The organism is Bradyrhizobium sp. (assembly GCF_052389815.1).
In the GTDB taxonomy this organism is placed as follows: Bacteria; Pseudomonadota; Alphaproteobacteria; order Rhizobiales; family Xanthobacteraceae; genus Bradyrhizobium.
This window is the reverse complement of the sequence record NZ_JBQTHN010000152.1, coordinates 44941-67505: the sequence shown is the minus strand read 5'-3', so window position 1 is coordinate 67505 and position 22565 is coordinate 44941. Positions and strand designations below refer to the sequence as shown.

Here is a 22565-nt window from a genome sequence, read left to right as displayed (position 1 = left end):
AGCGCTGGTATTGGAGGGGTTGACCCGTTATAGGACTGCCGGGACTCCTTCCATCCGCAGTTTCCGTCAGCGCGAGAGATCATGGCCAAGATCCACTATGTCGACCACACCGGTGAAACCCGGACCGTTGAAGTTGAGAACGGCGCGACCGTGATGGAAGGCGCGATCCGCAATGCCATTCCGGGCATCGAGGCCGAGTGCGGCGGCGCCTGCGCCTGCGCGACCTGCCATGTCTATGTCGACGAACCCTGGCGCGAGAAGACCGGCTCGCCCTCGCCGATGGAAGAGGACATGCTGGATTTCGGCTTCGACGTGCGGCCGAACTCGCGGCTGTCCTGCCAGATCAAGGTCACCGACGAACTCGACGGGCTCGTCGTCTCCACGCCGGAGCGGCAGGCCTGAGGCGTCCTTTCCGGTCACCCCCAACCAGCTCTTAAGCTTATTTTGCAGCTTATTTCGCGTCAGCCTTTCCGGCGCGCTCGCTATCGGCCTGCACCGTTCCTATGTTCAGGGGACGGCATTCCCTGCCTTGGCTTGAGAAGGGTGGGCGTCATGAGCGATCGCGAGCTCGAGGCCCGTTTCGGTGCGAGAAATTATGCGCCGCTTCCGGTCACGATCGTGCGCGGTGAAGGCGTCTATCTGTGGGACGATCGCGGGCGGCGCTACCTCGACATGATGGGCGCCTATTCCGCCGTCAGCTTCGGCCATTGCCATCCGCGGCTGGTGGAGGCGCTGACGGCCCAGGCGCGGCGTCTCGACACCATTTCCCGGGCTTATTTCAGCGACCGGCTCGGGCCGTTTCTGGCGCGTGCCTGCGAGCTTACCGGCATGGACGTCGCACTGCCCATGAACAGCGGTGCCGAGGCGGTGGAGACTGCGCTGAAGGCCGCTCGCAAATGGGCCTACAAGGTCAAGGGCGTGCCGGCCGACCGCGCCGAGATCATTGCCGCCGAGGGCAACTTCCACGGCCGCACCATTGCGATCACCGGCTTTTCCTCGGTTGCACAGTATCGCGACGGCTTCGGGCCGTTTGCTCCGGGCTTCAAGCTGGTCCGCTACGGCGACGCAGCGGCCCTTGCGGCCGCCATCACGCCGAACACCGCAGCCTTTCTGGTTGAGCCGGTGCAAGGCGAGGGCGGCATCGTCGTGCCGCCGCAAGGTTATCTTGCCGAGGTGGCGCGGATCTGTCGCGCCAACCATGTGCTGCTGCTCGCCGACGAGGTGCAGTGCGGCCTCGGCCGCACCGGAAAGCTGCTCGCCTGCGAGCACGATGGCGTTGCTCCTGACGGCCTGATGCTCGGCAAGGCGCTCGGTGGCGGACTGCTGCCGGTCTCGCTGTTCCTGGCGCGGCGCGAGGTGATGGATGTGTTCAAACCCGGCGACCACGGCAGCACGTTCGGCGGCAATCCGATTGCAGCCGCGGTTGGCCTCGCCGCGCTCGATACGCTGATGGAGGAGGGTCTGGTCGAGCGCGCCGCGCGGCTCGGGGCGCACCTGCTGCGGCGGTTGCGCGCGATCGACAGCCCGCTGATCGCAGAGGTGCGTGGCCTTGGCCTGTTCGCGGGAGTCGAGCTGCATGCGCAAATGGCAAGCGCTTCGGCTGTGGCTCGCCGCCTGATCGAGGCGGGCGTTCTCACCAAGGACACCCACCGCAACACCATCCGCCTGGCACCGCCGCTGATCATCGACGAAGACCAGATCGATTGGGCGGTCGGCCGGCTGGCGGCGACCCTGGACCGGGTGGCTTCGGAGGACCCTCCGGTCGAAGCGCCTGCATCGGCCTAGTTGCGACGGTGATGGTTGATCAGCGCGCGGCGTCTGCAGTCGCCGTCAGCGCATCGTCGACGGCGTAGATCGCGCAGTCCGGCGCGTATTTGCTGCAAGCCTCCAGCGCCTTCTGCCGCGCTTCGTCCGCCGAGCGCAGTCCGGACCGCGAGGCCCACGACCCCCGCGGCGACACGGCAAACGCCTTGTGCGGTCCGGCAGAGAGATAGCTGGCGAATCCGGTACGACCCTTTTCGCCGAGGCGCGGAGGAGGCGGAAGCACGGCCGCGGCCGGCGGCGGCAGCAGATCGCGGCGGCCGAGATCCTGCGCGCGCAGGAATTCATCGACCATCGCCGTCCAGATCGGGATGCCCCTCGAAAACAGCGTATGGCCGTCCTCGCCGAAGGCGGCGGCATTGACGAATTTGCTGCTTCCGCCGGCGCCGGTGAATGCGGCATGCATCCTGCGCGCAAGAGCGGGTCCGAAAAACCTGTCGTTCTGCGCATAAATCCACAGCATGGGAATGCGCGATGTCCTGCCCAGCGCCGCGAACGCTCCGACCAGCGCGTCCGCGTTACAGACCTCGTTGTCGGTACGTGAACCCCGACCTCCCGCAAAGCTGATGGCAGCGGCGAGCCCCTGCGGCGGATCGGCAGTCAACGCGACGCTGGCAAAGCCGCCGGCCGAGACGCCGACCGCAATAAAGCCGTCGGTCGTGACGTCGGTCCGGTTCTTCATCGCTTGGACTGTGGCACGCAAATCGTTTGCGGACGCCTTGGCGGTCCGCAGATAGTCCGGGTCTGCGCAGGGGCCGCTGCTCTCGGCGTATTCGCCGCCGGAAGTGGCGTAACCCCGACGCATCACAATCAACGCCGCAAAGCCGCGGCGAGCGAATTCGATGCCCTGCCGATACAGGGCATTGGCGGACATGGTGGCGCGGGCGGCTCCGTCGCGCGGCGAGCCGTGGCTGATCAGCGCCAGCGGATAGGGTCCGCTGCCGGCGGGGCGGATCAATAGCGCCTCGAGGCCGCGCGGGCCGGCGGTTGGCATTGCAATGCGCAGTTCTTCGCGGATGTAGTCCTGAGCGGCGGCGGGCCGCAGGGCGGCGAGGACGATAGCGAGGGCCAGCCACGCCGCGTATCTCATTGCCCGTCGTATCCCCGCGTGAGCCAGCGCTTGAAGTTTGCCTTGATCTCGTCAGTCAGCGGCACCGGCTTGCGCGTCGCCTGATCGACGAGCACGTTGACCGCGCGCGCCGAGGCGACGCACTTGCCTTGCGAAAATACCACCTGGTCGAAGCTCACGGAGGTACGTCCGATCTTGGCGACGCCCAATCCCAGTTCGATCGTTCCGGGCCAGTGTAACTCGGCGCGGAAGTTGATGTCGAGCCGCACCATGACCCAGCCAACACCGTCGGGCTGCAACCCGTTGGCGCTGTCCTTCATCAGCGTGACCCGGCTGGTCTCGAAATAGCTGGCATAGCTCGCGTTGTTGACGTGCTGGTTGATGTCGAGGTCGGCAAAGCGGACGTTGTCCGACAGGCGGTAGGGAAAATCCTGCAGGCGGGGCTCCGCCTCGGCGCGGATGGGGGCGTTCACGGGCTCAAGTTCTCCCAAAGTCTCAAATCCCATACACCCCAGTTATTGAGCCGCCGCAAGGGGTTGCATTGCAGGGCTCATATTATCGCTTTCCTGTTCCGCCGGCCTTGGCTAGGAAGGCAGCGGCCCCATTTTCCGCCCAGGCTCTATCAGGCGGTCCAACCGAAAAGTAGCGACATGAGCGAAGTGATCAAAAGCGAAGTGATCAAAACCGATGTGCTGATTATTGGCGCCGGTCCCTGCGGACTGTTCGCCGTGTTCGAACTGGGCCTTCTGGACATGAAGACGCATCTGGTCGACATCCTCGACAAGATCGGCGGCCAGTGCGCCGAGCTCTATCCGGAAAAGCCGATCTACGACATTCCCGGCATTCCCTTCGTCACGGGCCAGGGCCTTACCGACCAGCTCTTGGAGCAGATCAAGCCGTTCCATCCGACCTTCCACCTCAACGAGATGGTGGAGACGATCGAGAAGATCGGCGAACCCTTGTTCCGGGTGAAGACCGATGCCGGCAAGGAGTTCGAGGCCAAGGTGGTGGTGATCTCCGCGGGCGGCGGCTCGTTCCAGCCGAAGCGGCCGCCGGTGCCGGGCATCGAGGCCTATGAGGGCAGCTCGGTGTTCTATGCCGTGCGCAAGATGGAGCAGTTCCGCGACAAGAGCGTGCTGATCGTCGGCGGCGGCGATTCCGCGCTCGACTGGACGCTCAACCTGCACCCCGTAGCCAGGCGGATCACGCTATTGCACCGTCGCGACGATTTCCGCGCCGCGCCGCACAGCGTCGAGCAGATGCGCAAGCTCGTGGCCGACGGCCAGATGGACCTGAAGATCGGCCAGGTCACGGGCCTCGAAGGCGCGAACGGCCAACTCGCCGGCGCGCATGTGAAAGGCAACGACAACGCGATGAGCAGGGTCGATTGCGATACCATGCTGCCGTTCTTCGGGCTGACCATGAAGCTCGGCCCGGTGGCAAACTGGGGCGTCGCGCTCGACAACAACCTGATCCCGGTCGACACCGCGGCGTTCGAGACCAACATCCCCGGTGTCTTCGCCATCGGCGACATCAACACCTATCCGGGCAAGCTGAAGCTGATCCTCTCCGGCTTCCACGAGGGCGCGCTGATGGCGCAGAAGGCGCACCGCTACGTCTATCCGGACAAGCGGCTGGTGTTCCAGTACACGACATCGTCATCGAGCCTGCAGAAGAAGCTCGGAGTCAACTGAATCGAGCAGGAATGTGGCTGCAGGCGCGCGGGAACGCGCCTCGCGGCCTGCCATCGCTCACTGGAACCAATCGCGAAATGGCCGTAGTCTGCGGCCATTGAATTTGTTGATTGATCAAGGTGATGACGATGCGGAATGCCCGATCCCTGCTGCTTTCGATCGCGACGTGTCTTGCGTTGACGCTGGCAGCCAGCGCGGCGCTGGCGCAAGCGGCAGGCGCGCCGGCGCGCGCTGCGGAGCCATCGGCGGCCGGGCTGTGGCAGAAGATCGAGAACGGCAAGCCTGCCGGCTGGTTCCTGGTGATCGAGCGCAACGGCATGTTCGAAGGCATCATTGCCAGGATGTTCGCCAAGCCGGGCGATCCGCCCAATCCGGTCTGCTCGAAATGCACCGACGACCGCAAGGACATGCCCTGGCTCGGCATCCCCTTCATCCGCGACATGAAGCGCAACGGGCTTGTTTACGAAAACGGCAACGTGCTCGATCCGCGCGACGGCAGTGTCTACAAGGCCAAGATGACGGTCAGTCCCGACGGGCAGACGCTGACCATGCGCGGCTTCGTCGGCATCTCGCTGTTCGGCATGGACGAGGTCTGGAATCGTATGCCGGACAAGGAAATGGCGCAGCTCGATCCCGAGATCATCCAGAAATATCTGCCGCCGGCGCAGGCGGCCGCGCTGATGAAGCAGGCGCCCAAGAAGGGCCAGGCGCCCGGCGGCGCGATGGCGCCGCCCCGTCCGCCCGGAGGCGCGATGGCACCGGCCCGTCCGCCCGGCGGGGCGATGGCGCCACAGCGCTGACGCCGGGCGCTTACTTTCCCCAGTCGCCGCTATCTGTCGGGCGTGCCCGCCATCGACGACGCGCGCGCATCTAGCCTAGCGCACCTCGATCGGCGCCATCGGCTGCGAGGTCACCTCGCCGACGCCGGCATCGAGCTGCAGCACGGCGGCTGCAGCCGGCACGGCGGCGTCGGCCATCACGGCATGGCCTTCCGCGCTCGGATGCACCGCGCCGCCATAGACCGCCGACAGCACGCCCCAGGTGGCGTCGTGGATGTCGGTGGGCTGCATGTTGGACGGCAGGCCCTGCGGGTAGGTCATCGCGGCAAAGTAGCTGTCGTTGGCGTCGCGGACCCAGCGGGCGCGCGGCAGGTAGGCGCGATACTCGCTCGGGCTGCGGCCGCACACCATCGGCTGGCTGGCGGCAACCACGATGTCGGAACTGAAGCTCTCGCCGTTGCCGGCAAAGCACGCGCGGTCGAATTCCGGATCGGTCTGCGCGCGGGCGCAGAAACCGTGGCCGGCGAAGGCGGCCTGATGGGCATCCACGAACGTCATGCGGTCGGCCTGCGGGTTGCGGCAGATGATGCCGTCCTGGCACAGCGCGATCGATTTCAGCTGCGGCAGGAACTCGTTCTGGACGAATGCCGAAACGGTGGCGAGCCGCCGCGGCTCGGCGTTGAAGGAGGGATGGATCTCGAAACCGGCGCGGCCGCCGGGGCAGGGGCCGCCGCTCTCGGTGAGGGTCGGATTGGCATAGGAGGTGTAGACGACACGCGAGAGGTCGCCGACCAGCGGACGCAAGGCCTCGCGCAGCTTGGCAAAGCCTCGCGGCAGATCCTGCACCAGCACGCTGCGGGCATCGTCCACCGTCGCCATCACGCCGCCGCGGCGGAACAGCACGCGCTCGGTCGGATAGTCGACGATGACGTCGGCAACCAGGCCGGAGAAATAGATGTCGTTGGCGCCGATCGACAGCAGCACGAGATCGAGCCGGCGCTCGGGCTGGCGGCGCTGGGCAGCTGCGAGCGCCTCGCGCAATTCGGCGAGCTGGCCGTTCACGGTGCCCTTGCACGCGGCGTTCGATTTCGACGGCGGACAGTCGCGGGCGCGCTGCGAGCCGAACAGGCCGTCGGCGATGGTGGCGCCGGTGCACGCCAGCGGCAGATAGGTCACCGCGATGTGCGGATATTGCACGGCCAGCTGCAGCGCCGCGCGGGTCTGGTAGCTGTAGAGCGAACGGTGGCAGGCCGCGTTGAACCAGTAGGCGCTCTGGCGCTGCCATACCTGCAGCAAGTCCGGCGCCTCGCAGGCGCGGCCGCCTTTGTAGCCGGCGCGGCTCGGCCGGTAGTATTGCGAGGTCGCGGCGGAGAGATAATAGCGGAAGCAGAAGCCTTCGTCGGAGAGCGCGATCGGCCGGTCCGGATTGCCCTCGCCGGAGGCGATGCTGTCGCCGAGGCCGGCGATGAGGATGTCGCGCACCGCGATTTCGGTGGCGACGCGCTGGGTGCCCTCGGCGCTGGCGACGTCGGCGCTGACGACCGTGGTGCGGCCGTAACGCACGCGCATGTTGACCGGTTCGGCGCAATCGAAGGTCGACGTGGTCGGCCCGTCGCCGTCGTCGACGGTCCAGGCGCAGGTGGCGCCGACCGGCACCTGGCCGGCGAGGCGGACCGTCACCGGATGGTCGATCGGCGTCAGATAGCTCTCCTTCACGTTGTCGCGGGTGCAGGGCTCGCTGACGCGGCCGCTGACGTCGATGCAGAGCCGGCCGACCGTATTGCGCGCCCAGCCGCGGCCGTCGCTCTGCGCGGCCAGGATCTGCTCGGAGGTCAGCACGTTGCGGCCGCGGCCGGCCTCGACATGCAGCATGAAATCGCGCTCCTCGCGGAACAGGCGGAAGCGGTTGCGGACTTCCCAGGAAATCTGCAAGGGATCTGCGGTCTGCGCCTCGGCCCGCGAGGCCGGCAGCGCCGCTGGCAGGCTCATGAGCAGCGCCGCGAGGGCGAACAAACGGAAAGCAATTCTGGCCATGGCGCGTTGAACGTTAGCCGTAAGGCAGAAATAAGAGAACAGCCCCTGCGGCGAAAATCCCAAAGGGCGAGACCTCCGATAACGTCGCCGTTACCTGCCGCCCCTTACCCTTACTTCCGACCCCTTGCTTCCTTCCGGCCCTGGACCGGCTGTCGCACGGCGGCTGCGTTAGCTGCCGCCGCGCAGGCCTCATTCAGCCGTCTGCGCTCCTGCCACGGCTGCACCACGCTGAGCCAGAGCTCGCGGGTTCCCATGATGGAAATCGAGATGCCGAAGGGGATGAGGAAGTAGAGGATGCGGAACACCACCAGCGTCGCCAGCAGTTGTTCCTTGCCGAACTGCGGCAGCGCCACCAGCATCGCGGCGTCGAACACGCCGATGCTGCCCGGCGCGTGGCTGGCAAAGCCAAGCAGCGTCGCCAGGATGAACACGACCGCCAGCGACACGAAATCGATATCGGGCTGCATCGGCATCAAGAGGTACATCGCGAGCGCGCAGAAGCCGAGATCGACCACGCCGATCAGGATTTGCAGCAGCGTGAGCCGTGCCGATGGCAGCGCCACCTTCCAGCCGTTCTGGCCGAGCACGCGGCGCTTCACGCCGGTCTTCAGCCACACCAGATAGGCCGCGATGCCGGCCAGGCAACCGATGCCGATCAGCCGGTTCATCTCGTCCGGCAGCAGGTCCATGGCGGAGGCGGCCCAGGGGTGCCAGGTCATGCCGATGCCGAGCACGAAGAGATTGCCGAGCCAGAAGGTGAGGCCGGACAGGAAGCAGATCTTGGCGACGTCGATCGCGGAGAGGCCGTAGTCGGAGTAGATGCGGAAGCGGATGGCGCCGCCGGTGAATACGGTTGCGCCGATATTGTGGCCGATGGTGTAGCTGGTGAAGCTCGAGAGCGCGGCGATACGATAGGGCACGTGGCTCTTGCCGATCGTGCGCAGCGCGAAGAAATCGTAGAAGGTCAGCGTGCAGAAGGCGCCGACCACGCAGAGCGCGGCGAGCGCGATGCGATGCGGCGCGATCTCGGTCAGCGCCACCAGCACGACCGACGTGTCGACGCCCTTCAGCGTGCGCACCAGGTGCGTGATCGCGAGCGCAATGATCAGGAGGCTCGCAGCGACGCCGACCCGCTTCCAGCCGATCTTTTCCTTGAAGCCACGCCTCAGCGCGGCCAGCAGTCGAGACATTCATCCTCCCGGAGGGGCGGCAATTGAAGGGCCTGTCACGGGATGACAGGCAACGGTCCAGCGCACCGTTGCGCCAGACCCATAAGGCAAAACCAGGGGCTTGTGCAGTCCTTGACAGCCCTGCTTTCAGCCTTCGTGCGCGGTCGTTGTCACACTGCGTACATAAGCCTTAACGCAGGGAAGTCGAATCGGATCGTTGACCACGGTCAATCCATCCGCCCCGGCGGTGTTCCCTGCCGGATTCCGGCGCGGCATTCATCCGCCGTTCAGGGAACATCTCGCCGTTCCCGGCCTGCTGCGCCACAAGTGCTGTAATTCCTCATTCCGAGGAGCGCGCAGCGCGCGCGTCTCGAGGATGCAGGCCCGTCTGTAGCCTCATGGTTCGCCTGGCGATGCGAAGCATCGTCCAGAGACGCGCGGAGCCTGTCATCGGGCCGCGCTTTGCGCGGACCCGGTGGCGCTCCACACCATGAGGGGCTGATGACGCAGCAGGATTAAAGCGCGATGAGATCAGGTTGAACTGAAGCGGCATCGGGATTCACCTCTCCCTTGGGAGAGGCGCAGGCCGCCGTGCCGGCGGCCGTTCTTGAGAGACGCCGAAGCGTAGCTTCGACTACGGCGCAGCGCCGGGTGAGGGATTACGTCAGGCAAGAAGATTCCGGAATTTCCCGGCCCGGTTGCGCCATGAACGCGGCTTGCAAAGCATCTGTTCACCATGCGCACAAGCAGGGCGGCGCGGTTACGCCAAATCCACCACTGCCATGCGTGGTACGGGCTCTGGAGAGAGTCCGTCATGTATCAAGTCCTGAATTGCCTCGGTTACGAGCATGATCTGCGGCTGGTCGCACTCGCCGGCCTGGTCTGCCTTCTGGCCTGCGCGGTGGCCATCAGCCTGTTTCACCGGGCCCGGGCCTCGCGGGGGCCGACGCGGCTGAAATGGATGGCGCTGGATGCGGTCGCGGCCGGCTGCGGCATCTGGGCGACGCATTTCATCGCGATGCTGGCCTACGACCCCGGCCACGTCGCTGCCTACAACATCGAGATCAGCCTGCTCTCGCTGGTCTTCGCGATTGTGACGGTTGCCGTCGGGCTGGCGATTGCCCTGCACGACTCCCGATCGATCACGGTCGCCGCCGGCGGCGCCGTCGTCGGCCTCGGTGTCGCGACGATGCACTACACCGGCATGCTGGCGCTGGAAGTCCCGGCCCGCATCGAATGGTCGGCCGGCCATGTGGCCGCTTCAATCCTGATCGGCAGCATGTTAGCGGCGCTTGCGCTGTTGGTCGCCGCGCGCAACGACGGCTTTCGCTCAACCTCGATGGCCACCGTCCTGCTGACGCTCGCGATCGTCTCGCATCATTTCACCGCGATGGGCGCGGTGATGCTGGTGCCCGATCCGACGCGGGTCGCCGGCGCGCTGTCGATTCCGCCGGGCATCCTGTCGTTCCTGACCGCGCTCGCCTCGATGGTCATTCTCGGGATTTCGATGTCGGCGGCGATGATCGACCGCCGCAACAAGAGCGAGTTGCGCAAGCAGCAGGCCCTGCTCGACAGTGCGCTCGAAAACATGTCGCAGGGGCTGTGCATGTTCGATGCCGAGGGCCGCATCGTGCTCTACAACGAGCGCTACTTGGGCCTGATGGGCCTCGACCCTCCGCCGCAGGAGGGCCAGGCCCTGGTCGAGGTGCTCGAGCTTCAGAAGGCGGCAGGCCAGTGGAAGGGCGATGCCGCCCAATATGTCGGCGATCTGATCGAGGAGATGCGGGCCGGGCGCACCGTCGAGCGCGTCATCGTTCGCACCAGCCGCTCGATCCGCGTCGTGCACCAGCCGATGCCGAACGGCGGTTGGGTCGCGACCTTCGAGGACATCACCGAGTGGGAGAAGGCGCAACAGCAGATTCACCACATGGCACGGCACGACGCCCTGACCAATCTTCCTAACCGGACGCTGTTCCGCGAGCGGCTGGAGCGGGCCTTGCGGCTGGCGCGCCGCGGCGACCAGTTGTCGGCGTTCTGCCTCGATCTCGATCACTTCAAGGACATCAACGATTCGCTCGGCCATCCCGTCGGCGACGCCCTGCTGAAGGAGGTCGCGCGCCGGCTTTCCGGATGCTTGACCGAAGACGATACGGTGGCGCGGCTCGGCGGCGATGAATTCGCGGTCGTGCAGTTCTGCCGCGGCTGCGACCCCACCGCGCCATCGGCGCTGGCGAGCCGGATGGTGGAGGCGGTCGGCGCGCCTTACGAGATTGCCGGCCACCAGCTCGTGATCGGCGTTTCCATCGGCGTCTCGCTCTCGCCCGACGACGGCGAGAGCCCGGACCAGCTCTTGAAGAACGCGGACCTTGCGCTCTACCGCGCCAAGGCCGACGGCCGCGGCACCTACCGCTTTTTCGAGGCGGGCATGGACGCGCGTGCGCAGGCCAGGCGCCTGCTGGAGATCGACCTGCGCGCGGCGCTGCGGCGCGAGGAGTTCGAGGTCCATTACCAGCCGATCGTCGACATTGTCGGCGACAGGACCGTCGCATTCGAGGCGCTGGTGCGCTGGAATCATCCCGAGCGCGGCCGCATCGCCCCGTCCGACTTCATTCCGCTGGCGGAGGAAACCGGATTGATCGCTTCGCTCGGCGAGTGGGTGTTGCGCCAGGCCTGCACAGAGGCGGCGCGCTGGTCGGAGCCGGTCGTGCTCGCCGTCAATCTGTCGCCGGTGCAGTTCAAGAATGCCAGCCTGACGTCGGCGGTGATGGCGGCGCTGCGGGATTCCGGCCTGCCTGCCAGCCGGCTCGAGCTCGAAATCACCGAATCCGTGCTGCTGCAGAACAGCGAGGCAACGCTCGAGATCCTGCACGAATTGCGCGCGCAGGGGGTGCGCATCTCGCTCGACGATTTCGGCACCGGCTACTCGTCGCTGAGCTATCTGCGCAGTTTCCCGTTCGACAAGATCAAGATCGACCGTTCGTTCGTGCAGGAGCTCGCCTCGCGCGAGGACTCTATGGCGATCGTGCGGGCCGTGGCGGGGCTCGGCCGCAGCCTCGGCATCGTCACGACGGCGGAGGGCGTCGAGACGGCGGAACAGCTCGACCTGTTGCGGCGCGAGGGTTGCAACCAGGCGCAGGGCTATCTGTTCAGCCCGCCGCGTCCCGCCGCCGAGGTGGAGCGCATGCTGTCGGACGGTACGCAGGCCGCGGTGGCGTAAAGGTCAGGCCTTGCGCAGCGCGAAATAGGCGCCGCAGAACGCCACAACGGCGCCGAGGCACAGCGCAGCGATGCCGGCGAGCACGCCGGACACGGTCGGCAGCGGGCTCGGTGCGGAGGCTGCCTGTCCCGCGCCGGCCAGCACCAGCACGCCGATCGCGATCAGGAGCTGGCGCATCCGCTGCGGGATTTGCCCGGACGCCGCGCTGTCCATCAGCGTTGCGGTAAAGTAGCCGCCGGAAAAACCGACGGTGGCGATCAGCCACCAGGCGATCGCCGCGCCCGCCGGCATGAAATCGCGCGTGTCACTTCGCCACAGGCCGCCGAGATCGAGGCCGTAGCGCGCGCCCAGCATGTGGACCGCGAGCGCCAGCAGCACGCCCGTGATGACGGCGCCGCCCAGGATCAGGCGGCGCGGAAAATAATTCGTTTGGGCCATGTCCCGCTTGTAGGCTAAGCGGGGTGCACGGCGCAAGCGCGCGGCGAGCCGAGGAGCCGAATTGGCAACCGAACTGAAAGAGCCATTTGACGAGGCGGACCGTCCCGGCATTCGTTACGCCTACAAGGCATCGCTGATCGGTTCGGCGCACCAGTTCGAGCTGACCGACAACGGCCTGTCGTGGGAGATCGCGGGACGATCCGGCGTGTGGGCCTATCGCGACATCTCTGCGGTGCGCCTGTCGTACCGGCCGACCTCGATGCAGTCGCGCCGCTTCCGCGCCGATATCTGGCACAGCAGCGCCGGGCACATCACGATCCTGTCGACCAGCTGGCAGACGGCGTCGCTGATGACGCCGCAGGACGATGGCTATCGTCGCTTCATCGAAGCCTTGCACGCGCGCATGGCCGCTGCGGGAAGCGCGGCGAATCTGACCGGCGGGCTGCCGTTCGGCACGCACACCGCGGCGCTGGCGGTCGTTGCCCTGCTGGCGATTGCCATGACCGGGCTGTTCGCGCGCGCGATCGCCACGGGCGAGCATGTCGGCGCACTGTTCCTCGTCGGCTTTGCGCTGCTCTTCTATTGGCAGATCGGCGGCTTCATCCGGCGCAACAGGCCGATCACCTACACCTTCGATCGCCTGCCGGAAGTGCTGCTGCCGTAATCCGGCGACATCAAACGTGACTCGCGCCTTTTCGTGGGTGGCGGCATCTTGCCGCCGGGCGAGGGAAGAATCGTGGGACATGATCGCAGCGATCGCATACCCGATGCGGCGGAGATCGCCGCAATCAGTGCGAGGCATTTTGCCGACACGGAGCTTTCGCCGGCCGATTTGCTGTTCGTGTTCGGCACGCGCGAGGACGCCGGACTGCGCGCGGAAAAGGCCTGCGCGTTGTGGCGCGAAGGGCTGTGCCGCTGGATCATCGTCAGCGGCGGCGTGACGCCGGGATCGACGCAGTCCGAATGCGAGATCATCAAGCGTGCAATGGTCGCGCGCGGCGTGCCGGCGGAGAATATCCTCGAAGAGCATCGCGCGACCAACACGGGCGAGAACGTGATTTTCTCGCTGCCGGTGATCGACGCGGCGCTGGGTTTGCGCAACGTCCGCAGCGTGATTTGCCTCGGCAACAGCTGGACGGCGCGGCGCTATGCCATGACGCTGCACCGCCACTGGCCGGAGGTGACGAAGATGCTGGTGACGATCGACAGCTTCGCGACGCCGCGCGCGCTCTGGCACACCGATCCCGAATTCCGCCGCCGCGTGCTGCACGAATGGGACAAGATCGCGCCCTATATGGCGCGAGGCTTCATCGCGGAATGGCCGTGATCGAGGTCTTCTCGATGACGCGTTTTCTTCACGCGAACCGGTATTCACTTCGCTTGAAAACGCTCTCGCCGCTCACTCCGTCGAGTCGAAATCGTCCTGCTGCGTGCGCAGGATGTCGGCGAGCGTACGCAGCGCGAAGTCGAGCTGCTCGATGGCGGGCGCGGCGAGCGCAAGCCGCACCGCGTTGGGGGCGTGACCCGGCGTGATGGCAAAGGTCGTCGACGGCGTCAGCGCGATGTCGCGGCGCGCCGCGGCGGCGACGAAGCTCTGCGACCGCCAGTGCTGCGGCAGCGACAGCCAGAGATGATAGGACTTCCGGTCCGCCTGGATCTCGAAACCGGCGAGGCGCTCGGCCGCCATCTGCTGGCGGCGCTGCGCATCGGCGCGCTTGAGCCGGATCAGCTCGGTGGCGGTGCCATCGCCCATCAGCCGCTGCCCGGCGGCAAAGGCGTAGCCCGAGGCGGTCCAGCCGCCCGAACGGATCGAGTTCAGGATGTTCTCGCGCAGGCGAGGGGGCGAGACGATGAAGCCGAGCGCCAGTCCCGGTGCGACTTTCTTGGAGAGCGAGTCCAGCACCACGCAGCGGTCCGGCGCCATCGCCGCCATCGGCGCCTCGTCGGAGAGAAAGCCGTAGACGCTGTCCTCGATCACGGTCAGGTCGAGCTTTTCCACGACGCGCAGCAGATCGGCGCGGCGCGCCGCCGGCATGGTCATGCCGAGCGGATTCTGGATCGTCGGCTGGATGTAGAGCGCGGACAGCTGGCCCTCGCGATGCGCCTTCTGCACGGCGTCGGGGCGGACGCCCTGCGCATCCATGGCGAGCGGCACCAGTGTGATGCCGAGCCGGGCGGCAATGCCCTTGACGAAGGGATAGGTGAGGGCTTCGACGCCGCAGCGCCCGCCCGCGGGCACCAGTGCCGAGAGCACTGCGGCAATGCACTGACGTCCGTTGGCGGTGAAGGCAAATTGCTCCGAGCTGGGAGTCCAACTCGGGCGTGCCATGAAGCCAGCCGCGATATTGCGCGCGGCCTGCGTCCCGCCGCTGGAGCCCTGGCGCTGCGCGATGTCGAGCGCCTCGGCGCGCTCGAGCCCGGCGAGGCTCTTGGCGATCATCGCCGCCTGGGTCGGCAGCATCGGATAGTTGATTTCGAGGTCGATCCGCACGCCGCGCGGCTCGTGCGGCAGCGTTGCGATGGGGTGCCGCGATTCGCCTGAAACAAAGGTGCCGCGGCCGACCTCGCCGACGACGAGGCCGCGCCGTAACAATTCCGTGTAGACGCGGCTGGCGGTGGAAGCGGCGATCTTGCGCTCATACGCGAAAGTCCGCTGCGGCGGCAGGCGATCGCCCGGTTTGAGGGCGCCGCCTGCGATATCGGCAGCGACGGCGTCGGCAAGCCGGATGTATTCAAATCGCGACATTATTGCACCGAGAGCAATGTTTTCCTTGCACCGATACAATTACGGGATCATCTAAGGTTCATCAAGCCCGAGATTGCACCGAGGAGGCGAGAGCAATCCGAGAACAAGGCGCGAGCGCTCTTCCGGCGCTGGCGTCAACGGCGGTGCTTGGCCGCTGCATCCGATTGGAGACCAGAAATGACCACGATCTACACGACTGCACAAACCGCTCCCGCAACCGCCTTCGGCGGTTTCACCCGCATGCTCGGCAACTGGGCCAACGGCCTTGCCGCGTATTGGGTACGCCGGGAAGCGATCAAAGCGCTGCGGGCGATGAACGATCGTGAGCTGCGCGACATCGGCATCCACCGCAGCCATATCGAGGACGCGGTGTGGGGCAAGTTCAATCCGGAGTTCGGCCCGAGGCGCTAATGCGCGCGTGCTCTGCCGGCGCGCATTCAAGCGGCTCGGTGCTGGCCTGACCTACTTTGCATGGGGTTGTTTTCGCGATTTCGAGCTTCGGTTCTGATTCAATCGGAACCGAAGCTCTAGTGCCTGACCACCAGCACCGAGCATTTGGCGTAACGCACGACATGGCCGGCGTTCGAGCCGAGGAAATAGGTTCGCATCGCCGGCCGGTGCGAGGTCATCACGATCAGGTCGGCCTTCATGCCGGCGGCCTCTTCGAGGATTTCGTGATAGATGCCGCCCTGCCGCACCACGTAGGAAATGCGCGACGCTTCGATCCCGGATTCGCCGGCGACGATGGCAAGCGCCTCCTCCGAGGTCTGGCGCTGCTGGGTGTCGAAATCGGCGGGCACGTATTCGGCCAGCATCACCGGCGTCATCGGCATCACGTTGAGCAGCCGGACCGAGCCGTTCATCGCCTGCGACAATGTCGCGGCGGTGGCGATCGCGGGTCTTGCGAGATCCGTGTCGGCCAGATCGATCGGCACGAGAATGGACTTGAACATCTGCGTCTCCCACCTTCACCGCTCAGCCTAGCACGCCTGCCGGCTTGCGGTTAATCCTTCGACATTTGCCGCAACAGCTTCGGACTGACGAACCGCGCGAGATTGCCGCGGCGGAATGCCACGTCGGTCCAATCCTTGATGTCGAAGTCGAGGATGGCAAGGCCCGAGGTCGGAAGATTGTCCTCCAGCGCCTTGCGCGAGGCCTTGTCGCCGTGGCCGGCGAGCATCAGCGCGAGCTCGTGCATGCCGGGATTGTGCCCGACCAGCATCAGCCGTTTCGGATCGGAGCTGGACGCCATCCGCACCATACGCAGCAGCTCCGCCGGCTCGGCGCCGTAGAGCTCGTCGAGCGTTTCCACTTCCGGCGCCGGTACGCGATCCTGCATCGCCTCCCACACGAGATTCCAGGTCTGCTGGGCGCGGACGGCGCTCGACACCAGCACCAGTTCGGGGAAGGGGGGATGACGGGCGATATAGTGGCCGACCTCGCCGGCGTCGCTGCGCCCGCGATTGTCGAGACGGCGGTCATGGTCCTGCCCGGAAGGCGCGTCAGTCTCGGTCTTGGCATGACGGAGCAGCATCAAACGGCGCATGGGCGAAGGTCTCTGATCGTCCTGATTCCCGCGGATTAACTACAAGCCAGCCCTCAGGACAAGGTGACAAGCGCCGCATCGTCAGTCTAAGAAAACGCCATGAGCGGGACTTCCACAAGTATGACGAATGGATATGACGCCGCAGCGCAGCAGCCGCGCTCGCGGCTGTCCTTCGACCTCGACGTCGATATCGCCATCGTGGGCGCGGGCCTCGCCGGGCTGACGGTGGCGCTGGAAGCCGCGCGCCTGGGTGCCAGCATCGCGGTGCTGGAGGGACGCCATGTCGGCTGGGGCGCGTCCGGCCATCATCTTGGCACGGTTATGCCCGGCTTCGGCCTGCCCGTGGCCGATCTGATCGAGCGGGTCGGGCTCGAGGATGCCCGGGAACTCTGGGCATTGTCGAAGGAGGGCGCCGAATACGTCCGCGCCACCGCGACCGAAGAGGCGATGCCCGGCATCTCCGTGAGCGAGGGGGCGCTGGAAGTCAGCAATGTCGACGTCGGCGAGGCTTTGATCAGCCGGCTGCAGACGCTTTCCGGGGACCTGGACACTGAGGTAGAGGGCTGGCAGGTCGATCGCGTGCGCAGCGAATTGCGAACCGACCGCTATTTCCACGGCATCCATTATCCGAAGGCATTCCAGCTCGATCCTCGCAAATACGTCCATGGTCTCGCTGCGCTGGCGCGGCGCGCCGGCGCGCGCATTTTCGAGGATACGCCGGTGGTCAGCATCGATCCGTCCGGCATCCGCAAGCGCATCGTGACGCCGTCGGCGCGGTTGCGCGCCTCGCACATCGTGCTGTGCGGCAACGTCCATCTCGGCGCGCCCTTGCGGCGGCTGTCGGAAACGCTGCTGCCGGTGTGGCGCTATGCAGCGGTGAGCGAGCCGCTCGGCGAGCGGCTCGGTGAAGTCGTCGCCTTCAGGGGCTCGGTGATGGACTCCGACGGCATCGACCATTTCCGCATCGTCGATGGCGACCGCCTGATGTGGGCGAGCCCCGAGACCACCTGGGACGCGCGTCCGAAGCGCTTTGCTGCCGCCATCCAGCGCCGCATCGACACGGTGTTTCCGCGGCTCGGCAAGGTCGCGATCGCGGACGTGTTCGGCGGCCCGGTCGGCGTCACCGTGCACGGCATGCCGCAGGTCGGGCAACTCCGCAAAGGGCTCTGGGTGGCGAGCGGCTTTGGCCGCCAGGGCATCGGCACCACGGCCATGGCGGGTCTCCTGGTGGCGCGCAGCATCCTGTGGGGCGACGAGCGCTGGCGGCTGTTCTCGCCGTTCGAACTGGTCTGGGCCGGCGGACCGACCGGCCGTGTCGCGGGCCACCTGATCGGCAAATGGACCCGCGGCAGTTCTGCCGCGGCCGGTGCGCTCGCGCGCTACCGCGAGCGGGCGCGGCTGAAGGAGCGTCAGCGCGAGGCGCGGCTGGCGGAGGCCAATCGCCAGGCCGGAGCGCGCAGCCCCCCGCGCCGTCCGCCGCCGGGTCAACCCCGTCCGGCGCGGCCGCCGGCCCAGCAGGCCGAACCGGCCGCCGCCGGCGAGCACGAGGGCGGCCCGTCCTCGCATTAATGTGAGGCAAGCGGCCTCCGATCCGTGTAACTTTCGGGCTGTGCGAGCCGTATCTCGGGCAAACCCGCCCGTACGGAGAAAACAGATGGACCGCCGCATCTTGCTTGCTTCAGCTGCCGGCCTGTTCGGCCTCTTCACCTTGCGCTGGCTCCGCGCGGAGCCGGCACAAGCCGCCGGGAAATTCGAGGTCGAGAAGACCGACGCCGAGTGGCGCGCGCAATTGACGCCGATGCAATACGAGATCCTGCGCAAGCACGGCACCGAACGGCCGTATTCGAGCCCGCTGCTGAAGGAGCATCGCAAAGGCACCTTTGGCTGCGCCGGCTGCGACCTGCCGTTGTTTTCGTCCGACACCAAGTTCGACAGCGGCACCGGCTGGCCGAGCTTCTGGCAGCCGCTCGACGACGCGCTCGGCCGCACCGAGGACCGCTCCTACGGCATGAAGCGCATCGAGGTGCATTGCCGCCGCTGCGGCGGCCATCTCGGCCACGTCTTCGACGACGGCCCGAAGCCGACGGGACTGCGCTACTGCATCGACGGCTTCGCTTTGGTGTTCAAGCCGTCTGCCGCGTCGGCATCCTGATCGCGGGTCGGCAATTGTTGCCTGGCCCGGCAATTTAGGCCCTGGTCAGCGACCGGGGCCTTTTTCTTAAGTGACTGACGTCGCGACATTTTCCACTTTGGCACGGCGCTTGCGACGGCTCGGCCGGATGCGGCGTAGGCCGCGCGGATCGAATGTGGAGAACGTGTCATGGGTATCTTCGGCGCACTTACGACGTCGGTGGGCGGCCTGCGCGCCAATTCCTACGCCCTGGAAAACGTCTCGGGTAACATCGCCAACTCGCAGACCACCGCGTTCAAGCGCATCGACACCTCCTTCCTCGACCTGATCCCGCAGACCGCGCTCACCGCACAGCTCGCCGGCGGCGTAACCACGCAGTCGCGCTCGACCAATTCGGTGCAAGGCGATGTGCAATCGGCGCAGGTCGCGACCTTCATGGCCATCAACGGCAGCGGCTTCTTCGCGGTGCAGAAGCCCGGCAACTTCACCGACGGCACGCCGGTGTTCGACGGCGTCGACCGCTACACCCGTCGCGGCGATTTCCAGCTCGACAAGAGCGGCTATCTCGTCAACGGCGCCGGCTACTACCTCCAGGGCGTGCCGATCGATCCGACCACGGGCAACCCAACCGGCAGCGCGCCGCAAGTGCTGAAATTCCAGAATGACTTCCTGCCAGCGCAGCAAACCACCAAGATCGACTACCGTGCCAACCTCGCAAGCTATCCGCTCACCACGGCGCACGAAACCTCGGTGCCGGGATCGGAATTGATACACCCGTCCTCGTACGGCGCCGGTAGCAACCCGCTGGCGCTGGGCACGCCGGCTGCGCCCTATACCGACGCCACGAGGTCCGGCACAGTGCAGTACAACAAGGCGACACCGTCGGTGGTAAACACCGGTGCGACCCTGCTCAACGGCGCGGCAGGCACGAACTCCATCTCCTCGAACTTCGTCGCCGGCGACACCATCACCGTGAACGGCACGACGATTACCTTCGTGGCGGCGGGTGCGGTCGGCAACCAGCTCAACATCGGCGACAACATCACCACGCTGCTTGCCAAGATCGACTCCATCACCGGCACCGCGACCGCCTCCACCATCTCCGGTGGCTCGATCACGCTGCACTCCGGCACCACCTCCGATCTCACCGTGTCGAGCTCCAATACGTCGGCCTTCGCCGCGCTCGGCTTCACCGGCACCGTCACGGCAACGCGCGGCGGCGGCGGCGGCGTCGGCACTGGCCAAGTGATCGGCAACGAGGCCTCAACCTTCCTCGACGAGTCGATCGCCGGCGGCGCGGTCACCACCTACGACGTATCGGGCGCGCCGGTGAACCTGCAATTCCGTTGGGCCAAGGTCGATAGCGCCACGCTCGGGGCCGGCCACACCGACACCTGGAACTTGTTCTACCAGGTCAATCCGAATGCGACGGGCACACAGGTCGCCTGGCAGAACGTCAACGTCAACTTCACCTTCTCGGCCGCCGGCCAGATGTCGCCACCGGTCGCTTCGGTCACGCTGAACAACGTCACCGTCAACGGCGTGTCGCTCGGCAGTCCCGTGATCAATTTCGGCACTGGCGGCGTTACGCAATTCGCCGACGCCAACGGCAACGTGCAGGTCAACCAGATCCAGCAGGACGGTTTCCCGGCCGGCCAGCTGCAATCGGTCGGCGTCTCCACCAATGGCCGCATTGTCGGCACCTACTCCAATGGCCGCAATCTCGATCTGGCGGAGATTTCGATCGCCTCGTTCAACGGCACCAACTTCCTCAAGCGCGTCAATGGCGGCGCGTTCGAGGCGACCGACGAATCCGGCCAGGCGCTGTTCGGCAACTCCGGCACCATCGTCGGCTCGTCGCTGGAGAGCTCGAACACCGACATCGCCGACGAGTTCACCAAGCTGATTGTGACGCAGCAGGCCTATTCGGCGAATACCAAGGTCATCACTACCGCCAACTCGATGGTGCAGGATCTTCTGAACGTCATGCGGTAGCCGCAATATTCAACCGGAAACGGCACGGGTAGTAAGTCATGGGTCTAAGCCAAGCCCTTTCCACCGCAATGTCGGGCCTGCGCGCGACGCAGAACTCGCTCGCGCTGGTCTCGTCCAACGTCGCCAACGCGGAGACGCCGGGTTACGTCAAGAAGACCGTCAACCAGGTCACCGGCTCGACCGGCGACTATGGCTCGAGCGTTCTCATCAACGGCGTCAACCGCCAGCTCGACCAGTATCTGCAGAGCCAGGTGCGCACCGAGGCGTCGGGCGCCGCCTATGCCAGCATCCGCTCGACATTCCTGTCCAACCTGCAGGGCGTCTACGGCAACCCGGCGGAAAGCGGCACGATCGAAAGCTCGTTCAACGCCTTCCTCACCGCGCTGCAGGGCCTTTCCACCAGCCCCGACTCGCAATCGGCGCGCATCGGCGCCGTCAACGCCGCGGCATCGCTGGCCCAGGAGCTGAATTCGACGACGCAGGGCATCCAGAACCTGCGCGCCAACGCCGAGACGGGAATCAACGAGTCCGTCATCGTCGCCAACAATGCGCTGAAGCAGATCGCGGCCATCAACACCCAGTTGCAGGCCGGCGGCAAGACCGACGCGTCGACCGCCGCGCTGCTCGACCAGCGCGACCAGTACATTGATCAGCTGTCCGAGCTGATGGACATCCGCGTGGTCACCAACAATCTCAACCAGGTGACGGTGTTCACTAATTCCGGCGTGCAGCTGGTCGGCACCGAAGCGGCGACCTTGACCTTCAATCCGCAAGGGACGATGACGCCGAACACGCTGTACAGCAACGATCCGGCCAAGAGCAACGTCGGCACGCTGACCATCAGCTTTCCGCACGGCGGCGACTACGACCTGGTGTCCACCAATTCGTTCCGGTCCGGCAAGATCGCGGCCTATCTCGAGCTGCGCGACAACACGCTGGTGAAGGCGCAGACCCAGATCGACCAGTTTGCAGCCGCCATGTCGAGCGCCTCGTCGGACAAGTCGACCGACGGCGTCGCGGCACCTGCCTCCGTGCTGCCCGCGGCCGGCTACGATCTCGACCTCACGGGGCTGCAGAGCGGCAACGTCATTCACATCACCTACAGGGACAACACCACCAACACCACGCACAATCTGTCGATCGTGCGCGTCGACGATCCGAGCGTGCTGCCGCTGTCCAACAACGCCACCCTCGACCCCAACGACGAGGTGCTGGGTATCGATTTCTCCGCCGGCATGGCGTCCGTGGTGTCGCAGCTCAACGCCGCGCTCGGCGGCGCCGACCTGCAGTTTTCCAATCCGTCCGGCTCGACGCTGCGCGTGCTCGACGACGGCGCGCCGAACCGCTCCGACGTGCTTGCCGCCTCGGTCACCACCACGATGACGTCGCTCACATCGGGCAATCCCGAGGTGCCGTTCTTCACCGACAACGGCAAGGCCTACTCCGGCGCGATCAGCGCGGCCGGCCTGCAGATGACCGGTCTTGCCGGCCGCATCAGCATCAACACCGCGCTGCTCGGCGATCCCTCGCGCACGGTGGTGTATTCCACCAATCCGCTGACGCCGGCGGGAGACAACGTCCGCGTCAATTTCGTGCTCAACCAGCTGTCGACGGGTACGTTCCGCTACGCGCCGCAAACCGGCATCGGCACGACCGGCGCGCCGTTCACGGGCACGCTGACGAATTTCGTGCGGCAGATCCTCAGCCAGCAGGGCGAGGCGGCAACGGCCGCCAAGCAGCTCGCCGACGGCCAGAATGTCGTGCTCAGCACGCTGAAGGAAAAGGTGACGGCGACTTCCGGCGTCAACATCGACGACGAGATGGCGCATCTGCTGGCCTTGCAGAATGCCTATTCGGCCAATGCGCGCGTGATGTCGTCCATCAAGCAGATGTACGACACGCTGATCCAGGCGATGTGAGGAGCCC

The 22565-nt window shown here is 66.2% G+C and carries 20 protein-coding genes; 12 read left to right on the top strand and 8 right to left on the bottom strand.

What is annotated here, in order from left to right:
* Positions 1-81 precede the first annotated feature (81 nt).
* Together ACT4OC_RS23810 and rocD are read left to right on the top strand one after the other, a co-directional pair.
* A complete protein-coding gene (locus tag ACT4OC_RS23810; protein ID WP_444841489.1) occupies positions 82-402 on the top strand; it encodes a 2Fe-2S iron-sulfur cluster-binding protein in 321 nt (106 codons plus the stop codon).
* A gap of 150 nt (positions 403-552) precedes the next feature.
* Entirely contained in the window at positions 553-1785 is a 1233-nt protein-coding gene (rocD, locus tag ACT4OC_RS23805; protein ID WP_444841488.1) for an ornithine--oxo-acid transaminase, read from the top strand.
* Positions 1786-1804: 19 nt separating this feature from the next.
* On the opposite strand, the gene ACT4OC_RS23800 is transcribed toward rocD, so the two are convergent.
* Together ACT4OC_RS23800 and ACT4OC_RS23795 are read right to left on the bottom strand one after the other, a co-directional pair.
* Complete coding sequence (locus ACT4OC_RS23800) at positions 1805-2911, bottom strand: alpha/beta hydrolase family protein (protein ID WP_444841487.1); 1107 nt, start codon at positions 2909-2911, stop codon at positions 1805-1807.
* Complete coding sequence (locus tag ACT4OC_RS23795) at positions 2908-3363, bottom strand: acyl-CoA thioesterase (RefSeq protein ID WP_444841486.1); 456 nt, start codon at positions 3361-3363, stop codon at positions 2908-2910. Before ACT4OC_RS23795 ends, ACT4OC_RS23800 begins: the two co-directional genes overlap by 4 nt.
* Positions 3364-3540: 177 nt before the next feature.
* Here ACT4OC_RS23795 and ACT4OC_RS23790 point away from each other — a divergent pair, with 177 nt between their 5' ends.
* Together ACT4OC_RS23790 and ACT4OC_RS23785 are read left to right on the top strand one after the other, a co-directional pair.
* The gene (locus tag ACT4OC_RS23790; protein ID WP_444841485.1) at positions 3541-4584 is read left to right on the top strand and encodes an NAD(P)/FAD-dependent oxidoreductase; all 1044 of its coding nucleotides are present in this window, start codon (positions 3541-3543) and stop codon (positions 4582-4584) included.
* 122 nt (positions 4585-4706) lie between these two features.
* Positions 4707-5384 carry a DUF2147 domain-containing protein gene (locus ACT4OC_RS23785; RefSeq protein ID WP_444841484.1) on the top strand — a complete coding sequence of 226 codons (678 nt, stop codon included), beginning with the start codon at positions 4707-4709 and terminating at the stop codon, positions 5382-5384.
* 75 nt (positions 5385-5459) lie between these two features.
* On the opposite strand, the gene ACT4OC_RS23780 is transcribed toward ACT4OC_RS23785, so the two are convergent.
* Positions 5460-7352: a hypothetical protein gene (locus tag ACT4OC_RS23780; RefSeq protein WP_444841483.1), complete on the bottom strand. Its 1893-nt coding sequence runs from the start codon at positions 7350-7352 to the stop codon at positions 5460-5462.
* 155 nt (positions 7353-7507) lie between these two features.
* The gene (locus ACT4OC_RS23775) at positions 7508-8587 is read right to left on the bottom strand and encodes a lysylphosphatidylglycerol synthase transmembrane domain-containing protein (protein ID WP_444841482.1); all 1080 of its coding nucleotides are present in this window, start codon (positions 8585-8587) and stop codon (positions 7508-7510) included.
* Between the two features lie 793 nt (positions 8588-9380).
* Between ACT4OC_RS23775 and ACT4OC_RS23770 the strand changes: the two genes are divergently transcribed.
* Positions 9381-11783, top strand: a complete 2403-nt coding sequence (locus tag ACT4OC_RS23770) for a bifunctional diguanylate cyclase/phosphodiesterase (protein WP_444841481.1) — start codon at positions 9381-9383, stop codon at positions 11781-11783.
* A gap of 3 nt (positions 11784-11786) precedes the next feature.
* Here the strand turns inward: ACT4OC_RS23770 and ACT4OC_RS23765 are convergent, their stop codons facing one another.
* On the bottom strand, positions 11787-12221 hold the full coding sequence (locus ACT4OC_RS23765) for a hypothetical protein (RefSeq protein ID WP_444841480.1): 435 nt from the start codon (positions 12219-12221) through the stop codon (positions 11787-11789).
* A gap of 61 nt (positions 12222-12282) precedes the next feature.
* Here ACT4OC_RS23765 and ACT4OC_RS23760 point away from each other — a divergent pair, with 61 nt between their 5' ends.
* Positions 12283-12885 (top strand): hypothetical protein, encoded by a 603-nt coding sequence (locus ACT4OC_RS23760; RefSeq protein ID WP_444841479.1) that lies wholly within the window; start codon positions 12283-12285, stop codon positions 12883-12885.
* A gap of 72 nt (positions 12886-12957) precedes the next feature.
* Positions 12958-13548, top strand: coding sequence for a YdcF family protein (locus ACT4OC_RS23755; protein WP_444841478.1), 591 nt, complete (start codon positions 12958-12960; stop codon positions 13546-13548).
* 72 nt (positions 13549-13620) lie between these two features.
* Here ACT4OC_RS23755 and ACT4OC_RS23750 read toward each other — a convergent pair whose 3' ends face one another.
* Complete coding sequence (locus ACT4OC_RS23750; protein WP_444841477.1) at positions 13621-14967, bottom strand: aminotransferase-like domain-containing protein; 1347 nt, start codon at positions 14965-14967, stop codon at positions 13621-13623.
* A 177-nt stretch (positions 14968-15144) separates the two neighbouring features.
* Between ACT4OC_RS23750 and ACT4OC_RS23745 the strand changes: the two genes are divergently transcribed.
* Complete coding sequence (locus tag ACT4OC_RS23745) at positions 15145-15378, top strand: DUF1127 domain-containing protein (RefSeq protein ID WP_444841476.1); 234 nt, start codon at positions 15145-15147, stop codon at positions 15376-15378.
* Between the two features lie 116 nt (positions 15379-15494).
* Here the strand turns inward: ACT4OC_RS23745 and ACT4OC_RS23740 are convergent, their stop codons facing one another.
* Together ACT4OC_RS23740 and ACT4OC_RS23735 are read right to left on the bottom strand one after the other, a co-directional pair.
* The gene (locus tag ACT4OC_RS23740) at positions 15495-15920 is read right to left on the bottom strand and encodes a universal stress protein (protein WP_444841475.1); all 426 of its coding nucleotides are present in this window, start codon (positions 15918-15920) and stop codon (positions 15495-15497) included.
* Between the two features lie 50 nt (positions 15921-15970).
* The gene (locus tag ACT4OC_RS23735; protein ID WP_444841474.1) at positions 15971-16513 is read right to left on the bottom strand and encodes a SixA phosphatase family protein; all 543 of its coding nucleotides are present in this window, start codon (positions 16511-16513) and stop codon (positions 15971-15973) included.
* A gap of 99 nt (positions 16514-16612) precedes the next feature.
* Here ACT4OC_RS23735 and ACT4OC_RS23730 point away from each other — a divergent pair, with 99 nt between their 5' ends.
* From ACT4OC_RS23730 to flgK, 4 genes are all read left to right on the top strand, one after another.
* Positions 16613-18082 carry an NAD(P)/FAD-dependent oxidoreductase gene (locus tag ACT4OC_RS23730; protein WP_444841473.1) on the top strand — a complete coding sequence of 490 codons (1470 nt, stop codon included), beginning with the start codon at positions 16613-16615 and terminating at the stop codon, positions 18080-18082.
* A gap of 85 nt (positions 18083-18167) precedes the next feature.
* Positions 18168-18665, top strand: a complete 498-nt coding sequence (gene msrB / locus ACT4OC_RS23725) for a peptide-methionine (R)-S-oxide reductase MsrB (protein ID WP_444841472.1) — start codon at positions 18168-18170, stop codon at positions 18663-18665.
* A gap of 168 nt (positions 18666-18833) precedes the next feature.
* On the top strand, positions 18834-20639 hold the full coding sequence (locus tag ACT4OC_RS23720) for a flagellar hook-basal body complex protein (RefSeq protein ID WP_444841471.1): 1806 nt from the start codon (positions 18834-18836) through the stop codon (positions 20637-20639).
* A gap of 38 nt (positions 20640-20677) precedes the next feature.
* Positions 20678-22558, top strand: coding sequence for a flagellar hook-associated protein FlgK (flgK, locus tag ACT4OC_RS23715; protein ID WP_444841470.1), 1881 nt, complete (start codon positions 20678-20680; stop codon positions 22556-22558).
* Positions 22559-22565: the final 7 nt, after the last annotated feature.

Coding starts and splice junctions, on each gene's coding strand:
- ACT4OC_RS23810 (WP_444841489.1), top strand. CDS start 82: ATGGCCAAGATCCACTATGTCGACCACACCGGTGAAACCCGGACCGTT.
- rocD (WP_444841488.1), top strand. CDS start 553: ATGAGCGATCGCGAGCTCGAGGCCCGTTTCGGTGCGAGAAATTATGCG.
- ACT4OC_RS23800 (WP_444841487.1), bottom strand. CDS start 2,911: ATGAGATACGCGGCGTGGCTGGCCCTCGCTATCGTCCTCGCCGCCCTG.
- ACT4OC_RS23790 (WP_444841485.1), top strand. CDS start 3,541: ATGAGCGAAGTGATCAAAAGCGAAGTGATCAAAACCGATGTGCTGATT.
- ACT4OC_RS23785 (WP_444841484.1), top strand. CDS start 4,707: ATGACGATGCGGAATGCCCGATCCCTGCTGCTTTCGATCGCGACGTGT.
- ACT4OC_RS23780 (WP_444841483.1), bottom strand. CDS start 7,352: ATGAGCCTGCCAGCGGCGCTGCCGGCCTCGCGGGCCGAGGCGCAGACC.
- ACT4OC_RS23775 (WP_444841482.1), bottom strand. CDS start 8,587: ATGTCTCGACTGCTGGCCGCGCTGAGGCGTGGCTTCAAGGAAAAGATC.
- ACT4OC_RS23770 (WP_444841481.1), top strand. CDS start 9,381: ATGTATCAAGTCCTGAATTGCCTCGGTTACGAGCATGATCTGCGGCTG.
- ACT4OC_RS23765 (WP_444841480.1), bottom strand. CDS start 12,221: ATGGCCCAAACGAATTATTTTCCGCGCCGCCTGATCCTGGGCGGCGCC.
- ACT4OC_RS23750 (WP_444841477.1), bottom strand. CDS start 14,967: ATGTCGCGATTTGAATACATCCGGCTTGCCGACGCCGTCGCTGCCGAT.
- ACT4OC_RS23745 (WP_444841476.1), top strand. CDS start 15,145: ATGACCACGATCTACACGACTGCACAAACCGCTCCCGCAACCGCCTTC.
- ACT4OC_RS23740 (WP_444841475.1), bottom strand. CDS start 15,920: ATGTTCAAGTCCATTCTCGTGCCGATCGATCTGGCCGACACGGATCTC.
- ACT4OC_RS23735 (WP_444841474.1), bottom strand. CDS start 16,513: ATGCGCCGTTTGATGCTGCTCCGTCATGCCAAGACCGAGACTGACGCG.
- ACT4OC_RS23730 (WP_444841473.1), top strand. CDS start 16,613: ATGAGCGGGACTTCCACAAGTATGACGAATGGATATGACGCCGCAGCG.
- msrB (WP_444841472.1), top strand. CDS start 18,168: ATGGACCGCCGCATCTTGCTTGCTTCAGCTGCCGGCCTGTTCGGCCTC.
- ACT4OC_RS23720 (WP_444841471.1), top strand. CDS start 18,834: ATGGGTATCTTCGGCGCACTTACGACGTCGGTGGGCGGCCTGCGCGCC.
- flgK (WP_444841470.1), top strand. CDS start 20,678: ATGGGTCTAAGCCAAGCCCTTTCCACCGCAATGTCGGGCCTGCGCGCG.